Source organism: Sphingomonas sp. Leaf208 (genome assembly GCF_001421415.1).
Classification (GTDB): domain Bacteria; phylum Pseudomonadota; class Alphaproteobacteria; order Sphingomonadales; family Sphingomonadaceae; genus Sphingomonas.
Genome location: NZ_LMKH01000030.1, coordinates 1 through 8,073 on the forward strand (window position 1 = coordinate 1; position 8,073 = coordinate 8,073).

Annotated in this window: 4 protein-coding genes and 2 pseudogenes; 2 read left to right on the top strand and 4 right to left on the bottom strand. The window is 55.4% G+C overall.

Features of this window, described 5'->3' with window-relative positions; translation table 11 throughout:
- A partial coding sequence (locus ASE69_RS12595; protein WP_156362330.1) for a DUF4214 domain-containing protein occupies nucleotides 1-1,338 on the bottom strand: 1,338 nt, incomplete at its 3' end.
- A gap of 527 nt (nucleotides 1,339-1,865) precedes the next feature.
- Here ASE69_RS12595 and ASE69_RS12600 point away from each other — a divergent pair.
- Together ASE69_RS12600 and ASE69_RS12605 are read left to right on the top strand one after the other, a co-directional pair.
- Nucleotides 1,866-2,045, top strand: coding sequence for a hypothetical protein (locus ASE69_RS12600; RefSeq protein ID WP_056487158.1), 180 nt, complete (start codon nucleotides 1,866-1,868; stop codon nucleotides 2,043-2,045).
- Nucleotides 2,046-2,890: 845 nt separating this feature from the next.
- Nucleotides 2,891-4,669, top strand: coding sequence for a DUF4214 domain-containing protein (locus ASE69_RS12605; RefSeq protein ID WP_056487161.1), 1,779 nt, complete (start codon nucleotides 2,891-2,893; stop codon nucleotides 4,667-4,669).
- Between the two features lie 170 nt (nucleotides 4,670-4,839).
- Here ASE69_RS12605 and ASE69_RS22995 read toward each other — a convergent pair.
- From ASE69_RS22995 to ASE69_RS23480, 3 genes and pseudogenes are all read right to left on the bottom strand, one after another.
- Nucleotides 4,840-5,229: DUF4214 domain-containing protein (locus ASE69_RS22995; protein ID WP_235518691.1), on the bottom strand; the 390-nt coding region annotated here is incomplete at its 5' end.
- 1 nt (nucleotide 5,230) lies between these two features.
- Nucleotides 5,231-5,352, bottom strand: a pseudogene (locus ASE69_RS23475) (hypothetical protein); the annotation flags it as partial.
- Nucleotides 5,353-5,449: 97 nt separating this feature from the next.
- Nucleotides 5,450-7,326, bottom strand: a pseudogene (locus tag ASE69_RS23480) (DUF4214 domain-containing protein); the annotation flags it as partial.
- Nucleotides 7,327-8,073: the final 747 nt, after the last annotated feature.

Here is an 8,073-nt window from a genome sequence, read left to right on the forward strand (position 1 = left end):
TTCAGAGAAACCGATCAGCAAGTCAGCGCGTGACCCGCCATTGTCGAGGAGGTTGGTGTAATAGGCCTTACCGCCCGCATCGGCTCCACGACCAAGGGCGTGCTGGTAGACATAGTCAACAAATGCGCCGTTCGAGAGCGCGCCGGTCGCTCTTTGAAACTCGCCGCTATTAAGCAATTCCGAAGCAACGGCCGCGATGGATGCGCCGCGGTCCTCGATACGATCGACGTAGAAGTCCAAGCCGACGGCGTCAGGGTGACGCTGAAACACCGTGTCATACAGGCGAAGAACCTGCGCTGCGGCGTGATCTGGATCTGCGTCGAATACGCCATCCTTAAAGGTGATCGTTTCGATACTGGTGACTGTGTCTGTTCCTACCGACGCCCCGCCCCGTAGGGTAAGAACGCCGTTAACGTTAGTCGGCGCAAAGCTTCTGAATAGCCCGTCGTAACTGGCGCGATCTAGGCCTGACCCACCGTCGAGGATGTCGTTGCCCCCGCCGCCCACCAAAATGTCATTGCCGGCGCCGCCATACAACCGATCGGCAGCAGAACTGCCGCTCAAGGTGTCGTTGCCGCCGCGTCCATCGAACATCACCCCGACGCCGCCTAGGTCCGATGATTTCGAGACAGTAAATGTGTTTTCCGCATCGTCGCCTGAGTACGATGTGGCATATCCGGACAAAGAAGCGGTATAGATTTCAAACCCACTAATTAGAAAGGTTGCTCCGCCGCTTTTTGCCGTCCCAAGCGCAAGGTCCAGTGTAAAGTCAATATTGGTTAAAAGCGTATCATTACCCGACCCGCCTCGCGCCTCACCAAGGCGACTACTGTTGTTTGAGTATCCGCTGATAAAAATAGTATCATTGCCTTCATCACCGAAAGCTCGCGATCCGCCGGAGATACTTGCGTAGTCGTCGCCGGCACCAAGATGATAATCGAAATCAGGCCCCGAAAACGCCGAGCTTATAAAATCGTTCCCGCTTCCAAAAATGGCACTCTCCGTGTTTAGAAGAAGGTACTTCTGCGAACCTACAGTTAGACCAAAAGCAGATTGTCCGGATGCGTCCCTTATGACGCCTATGCTGGCTGGCTGAACATTTGAGAGGTCAATAGTGTCAAAGCCATCACCACCATCGATCAAGCCGATGGCTGAGGGTGGCGGGTTAGAAACTTGGACAGCACTGAATTTATACAGGTCATCGCCCTGTCCTCCGTAAAGGTTGTCCGCACCGAGTATGCCGTCAATCGTGTCGTTACCCGCCAATCCGTAGATGGTATCCGCAGCGTCGGTGCCGGTAAGCACGTCATTCCCAGCAGTCCCGTTGATTGTCGCCATGCTTGTTTCCTCACTGTATTTTTGTCGGTCTACCGTGATCGGTTTTGACTGGCCAATTATTTGGGTGTTCGTCCGGACTACACCCCGCCGTTCGTCCTGAGTTGAGAGTCATGTGGAGGCAACATTCGCGCCGCTATCCGGGAAAATCCCGGATACGTTCGAGTTTGTCGATCTTACATAAAGCCGCGGCTCAGAATTCAAGCTTAGGGCGTACGGCCTGCCGCATCTCATGGCATGTATATTGCCCGAATCGGTCGACTGCGCATAGGCTAGGTAAATGACAAATCCACCTCTTCATGTCGACGTTATCGAGTTCCTCGACGATCGGAGCCTACTGGAAGAGTATCGGCGGACCGATAGGGAGNCGCATAGGCTAGGTAAATGACAAATCCACCTCTTCATGTCGACGTTATCGAGTTCCTCGACGATCGGAGCCTACTGGAAGAGTATCGGCGGACCGATAGGGAGCTAGGGACCCGTGTCGTAGATGATCTACTGGCCGAGATCGCCCGTCGTAACCTCGAAATATGATATCCGACCGCGACGCGTGGATGAAGGCTGGGGTGATCGTCGCCGAGTATGGGACTCTAACTACCGACTACATCATTTCGCAGTTGGGCGATGTCATCGACGGTAACGTAGCGGTTGAGGACTGGCGTCGTGTCGCTACTGCGGTCGACGCTATCACCAACGCACTGCGTCAGTAAGTAGCGAAATGAAGCTGAACATCGTACGGGTCGCAGACTGGGTTGCGATCATAATAATCACAGCCTTTTTGCTGTTCCTGCCGTGGCTTGTTTTGCAATACCTTCCAGTAGAGCGCCGATAGCCGGGTCATGGCTCAAGGCTTTCACCCAGAATATGCGCCGGGTCGGCGTAGCTGACGAACGATGCCGTTGAACAACGCTGTCACGCTCTGGCTTCGGCCGGTCTCGTGCTCTTGCTGCGCGCCCTCCCAGAACATTACGAGCGGCCAGCGTTCCGGACTCGTTTGATCGAGCGTCGAGCGAAGGATCTGGACCACTAGATCAACCGTGATTCGCGTTTGCCGGTGCATGCGCCTGTGGGGACGGAGGCGGAACAAATGCGGAAGGATTCGATACAGCTGGACGGTGCCGGCTCTGTACGAACAACGATGAGATTGTGGTAATCGAGAACGTCGCTAAATACGGGTGGGAGAGCCGTACAGCGCAGGTCGAAGGTCGCAGGCCCTAGCCGCCGCCGCTGTGACACGGAAGATACGTACGCGATGAGAACGGCCGAGATAGCGCTGCGTGGTGATCTGTCACGTGGCAGCTGAACTAGTTCTTGAATATCGTATTCGGCTACGATGCCATACGAGGGTTATCTGCGGCACCTAGAAGGCGCCGTCACATCGGCTGACGGAGCTGCTGACATGAATAAATTGTTTGCCTTCTACCTTCTAAGCTGTGCGTACTTGTTTATGCTGCGTGCTACATCTAGTCACCGCCAAAGCCTGTTGCACCGCCAGATGAATCGCTAGCACTCCGATCTTGCGTAGTAGCGCCGCACGGCAAAAGGGAGGGCAAGAATGACACAGATTATTAGTGCTGATACGACTTGGAAAGCCGGGCAGACGATCGTCCTATCCGATAAGATCCAGGTAGCTCCAGGAGCTACCTTAACGATTGAGGCTGGCGCGGTGGTGCAAGGCAACGGCCAAAACATTCAAGTCTTTGGTAGTGTCGTTGCGGGCGGCACGATCGACAGGAGTGTAGAGCTCAATAATGTGTCCATAACCTTCTCGCAAAATTACAAGCAGGTTGGTCACTTTGAGGCTAGTCACACTCTTTTTTCTGGTGGATCTTTCCTGCCAGCCACCGGTGACGGCAGTTATGGTTCCTTTGACATTTCCGACTCGACATTCAATGGGACGTCGGGCTTTTACATTTGGTATCCAGCCGATGATAGCGTTTTCCAGGGCAATTACTTTGTGAACACCCAGGGCCTTTCGATCGGCATCAGCGGACCGAAACTGTTAATCGACGGCAACCTTTTCACCGGGCAGACTACAAATTACAATACAGGGAATGCCGCCGTTGGCGTGTGGGCAAACTATTCGAACTCAATAGAAGTCTCAAATAATACATTTTTGAGTTTAGATCGTACGGCGCTTGGGCTGGCCTACGGATATGATAGCTCGTCGATGTACGCCCACGATAATTTCTTTAACACAACCGAAACTTCTACTATTGATCGAATGATCACTGATAGATCGGACGACCTCAATTATTCGAGCTTCATCAACCATTCCCCGGTTTTGAGCGCGTCGACCAACGGCATGCTGAACCCGGTTATTGGAACCGCTCAGTCAGACATGTTGACTGGCGGTTCAAGGAACGACCTTCTGCTCGGAGGGTCTGGAAATGATGTTCTGAACGGCGCAGCCGGTAACGACTTTATCGACGGTGGCAGTGGGCTCGACCACACGAATTACGCAAACCTATTCGAAACTTATGCAGCAAGTGTCGTGGATAGTATAACGATGATCCACGGAGGTGCATCCGAAGGAACTGATAGGTTGGCCAGCGTAGAGTATATTGCCTTTGCAGACGGTGTTTTGCAGTTCAATGCTGACGACGTTTTTGGGCAAGTACTGCGCGTCTACGACACGGTACTGGCGCGTGCTCCAGACGCCGCTGGTCTTGATTACTACGTTGACCAGATGGAAGATCGTGGCCTTACTCTTTTCAACGTCGCCAACGATCTATCTGGCTCTATGGAATTTCAAGCTGCAACCGGCGGGCTATCTAACGAGCAATTCGTGAGTTACGTTTTTCAACATGCACTCAGCCGGTCTCCGGATGCTGGGGGCAGCGCCTACTACACGCATGCATTGGACAACGGTATGAGCCGCGGTGCGTTTGTGGTAGAGTTGTCGGAGTCGACTGAGCATCGCGCTCTGACTCAGGCTCAGGTGGCGCAGGGATTTTTCAACACGAATGATACCTACCAGTCCGTAGCCTTGCTTTACGACAGCTTTGCTGGGCGCCTGCCAGACACAGGCGGCCTTACCTACTACGCAGAGAAGGTGAAGTCGGGCGCGCTAACCCTGAGCCAGGTTGCCAATGACTTTGCGGGATCCACGGAGTTTAAGTCGGCTATTGCGGATAAAAGCAATGGCGAGATAGTCGACTTCATCTATCAGAACACGCTGGACCGCGCTGCTGATGCGGGAGGTAAAGCCTTCTATACGAACCAACTCAATAGCGGCGCCACTGCAGCGGGCGTGCTGCTCGATGTGGCTCTGAGCCAAGAGCACTACAATCTCTTCGCTAGTCACATCGTCTACGGAATTGACGTTTTTTAAATCTAGCGGTGGAGCGCCCCCGCATCTGTTCCCCACTGCGGTTTTAAAAGACGTCGATACCGCCGATTATCGAGCCGGCGAGGTAGTTGTAATGCTCTTGGCTCTGTGAAAACTCGAGCAAAAGCGCTCCCTTGCTGAAGCCATTGTCCAACGCGGTGGTGTAGTAAGCTTTACCGCCTGTTGTAATGCTCTTGGCTCTGTGAAAACTCGAGCAAAAGCGCTCCCTTGCTGAAGCCATTGTCCAACGCGGTGGTGTAGTAAGCTTTACCGCCTGCATCGGCTTCACGATCAAGTGTATTGCGGTACATGTAGTCGACCAGCTGACTATTGGTGAAGCCATTGGTGGCCTGTGTGAATTCTGCAGAGCCGGCGAAGTCATTGGCCGCCTGCGTAAGCGTGAGGGTTCCTGTCTTCAGGCGCTCGGCGTAATAGATCAATCCGCTTGTGTCGGGCTTCCGACCAGCGAAACTGTCATAAAGCAGTGCCACTGCCTGATAGTTGTCGTCCGTATTAAAATACCCCTGCGCCACGGTATTCGCGGTGAGAGCGCGGTGCTCTGTNGCGAAACTGTCATAAAGCAGTGCCACTGCCTGATAGTTGTCGTCCGTATTAAAATACCCCTGCGCCACGGTATTCGCGGTGAGAGCGCGGTGCTCTGTGGATTCAGAGAAACCGATCAGCAAGTCAGCGCGTGACCCGCCATTGTCGAGGAGGTTGGTGTAATAGGCCTTACCGCCCGCATCGGCTCCACGACCAAGGGCGTGCTGGTAGACATAGTCNAAGTCAGCGCGTGACCCGCCATTGTCGAGGAGGTTGGTGTAATAGGCCTTACCGCCCGCATCGGCTCCACGACCAAGGGCGTGCTGGTAGACATAGTCRACAAATGCGCCGTTCGAGAGMGCGCCGGTCGCTCTTTGAAACTCGCCGCTATTAAGCAATTCCGAAGCAACGGCCGCGATGGATGCGCCGCGGTCCTCGATGCGGTCGACGTAGAAGTCCAAGCCGACGGCGTCAGGGCGACGCTGCAGCACCGTGTCGTACAGGCGGAGAACCTGCGCTGCGACCGCCTCGGGGTCCGAGATAAGCGAACCATCCTTGAAGGCGATATACTCTACGGCGGTCAGCGTGTCCGTGCCTTCCGCGCTGCCACCACGCAGCGTCGTCGTTTCGCCGGCGGACGACGCGCCATAAGTCCGGAATAGGTTCACATACGCCGCGCTGTCTATGTCGGCGCCGCCATCAAGGGCATCGTTGCCTAAACCGCCGAGGAGAACATCGTTGCCCGCGCCGCCGGTCAGCCTGTCGGTCCCCGAGCCCCCAATCAGCCGGTCGTTGCCGTCACCGCCGTCGATCGTGTCGGCCCCAGCGCCACCATCTATGAGATTGTTCTCTGCGCCGCCGAACAGTTTGTCGTTGCCAGCATAGCCGAGGATCGGTCCACCGGTGCGGCCTAGACGCCCGTCGTACAGATCGTCGCCGATATAGAGTGCCGCGGCACCAAGGATCGTTCCCTGGTTGACCACGCTGATTGAAAGCCGATCGTCAGCGTAGTCGGGAATTGAAGCATTCGAACCGTAGCCGACCTCGTTGATCGTGGTAGACGCTGTAATCGTAACTTGGCCATGACTGCTGATCGCCAGTCGCGCCTCTGGGGAAGTCGACTGGTCCAGAATCACGTTACCGTCACTCTCGCCGTAAATCAGCTGGAAACCATCCGCATGGATTAACCGTCCATTGGACGTGTCGGAGGTGAACGTGCCCGTGTCGAGCGTCGTGAAGTTTCGGAATGACGAAAGGTCTAAAGTGCGGCCCTCGGTAATCACAACACCCAGAGTGTTGCGTCCCTCACCCCCGTCAATCACTCCCGTGATGATCGGTTTGTTTGGGTCAGCGAAGAAGTTAGACCAAGTGTAGCGAAATTGGTCATCTCCTTTTCCTAGCGCGACGTTGCCGACGCTGCCGCCGTTAACAAGCTCGAACGAATCGGCGCCATCGCTGCCCGCGACCGCGGACAAGCTGCTGCCAAATCCCATTGTGATATAGCCGCCGGAGATCGCTAGGGTAACATTGGGGTTGCGGCTTGATGCAATCCCGTAAAATCCGCCGGGGGCAACAGTTATCGCGGTCAGTCCGGAAATTCCGTCGATGCGACTAGCGCCCGCGCGGACTTCCAGCAGCTCGAAATTGCTGGCCGTCACGCCGCCTGACCCAGTAAGGACCAGTGTGTCGATCCCGGCCCCGCCGTCAGTGGTTAGCCAAGCGCTACCGCCTACCTCTAGCCGATCGTTTCCGGCGCCCAGACGTAGCACCCCTTGTAGCGTACCGGAGAAGCGTGCCACGTCGTCACCGTCACCTAATGCAACGTTGCCCGCGATCAGGCCCTCGTTGACGACGGTGTCGGCAAAGGCCGATCCGGAGATGGCAGTCTCGTTGGAGTTAGAACCAGAGGTGCGGATGATGCCGCCCAACAGGTTGACGATCGTTGTGTCGCTGCCCGTCACCGCGATTACGGGACCGTCTCCTGTAGCCGAAATTACTCGACCGCTGTCCTCATTGACGAACACTACGCGAGATCCAGAGATTGTCAGCGCGGGCGTACCGTTCAGCGTCGCGCCATTGCTAAAAGTCTCTCCGTCCTGCCGCAGTTCCATTGCCATAGAGGCCCCCTTCTTTAAGCGTCGTTATCCCCGTGATCCCCCCCGCATTCAAGGTCGCATAATCTCTTTCTCGTCGGTTCCAGCTGCGAGGCCGAAGAACAAGAGCGATGACGGCGCGGCGACGATCGCCGGCAAGAGGAAACATAGGAACTGCTTCACCTGTTGGTGCCATGCGCCAAACGCGGCGAGCCCCAGACTTGCGACGGCGAGGGAGATAGATTCCGACTTCTTTCAACGAGTGAACTAAGCCCTGAACTCGGGAACTTCCTCGTCAGGGCAGAACGCAGGCCACGAGTCGTACTTTAGCAAGGCAGTAGGCCGGCCGGTAAATTGTCTCGTTATTCCGTGCGCGCGTTCGGACGGCCGTGGGGGGATGACTCATCTATAAATATTTGTTGGCATCTTAGCTGTTCGATTGGCATTGGCCAGGAATGGACATGCCTGCACGAATTATCATCGCTATTTCGATTATCGGTGGAGGCATCTTGGTCGTTGTGCCGATCTTGATCATGTACGCGCGCCGTCGACGCGCCGACAAACTCCGTCGTCGGGGTATCAAGAGCTACAATCGTGCCCCTGCATCGACCCGGAAGAGGTAGTAACCCGCGTCCGCTATGCAGATATTTGCCCGAATCGGTTGACCTCGCATAGGCTAGGTAAATGACAAATCCACCTCTTCATGTCGACGTTATCGAGTTCCTCGACGATCGGAGCCTACTGGAAGAGTATCGGCGGACCGATAGGGAG

What these genes read in the sequence shown, in the direction of transcription:
- ASE69_RS12600 (WP_056487158.1), top strand. Translation starts at nt 1,866, where the DNA reads ATGATATCCGACCGCGACGCGTGGATGAAGGCTGGGGTGATCGTCGCC.
- ASE69_RS12605 (WP_056487161.1), top strand. Translation starts at nt 2,891, where the DNA reads ATGACACAGATTATTAGTGCTGATACGACTTGGAAAGCCGGGCAGACG.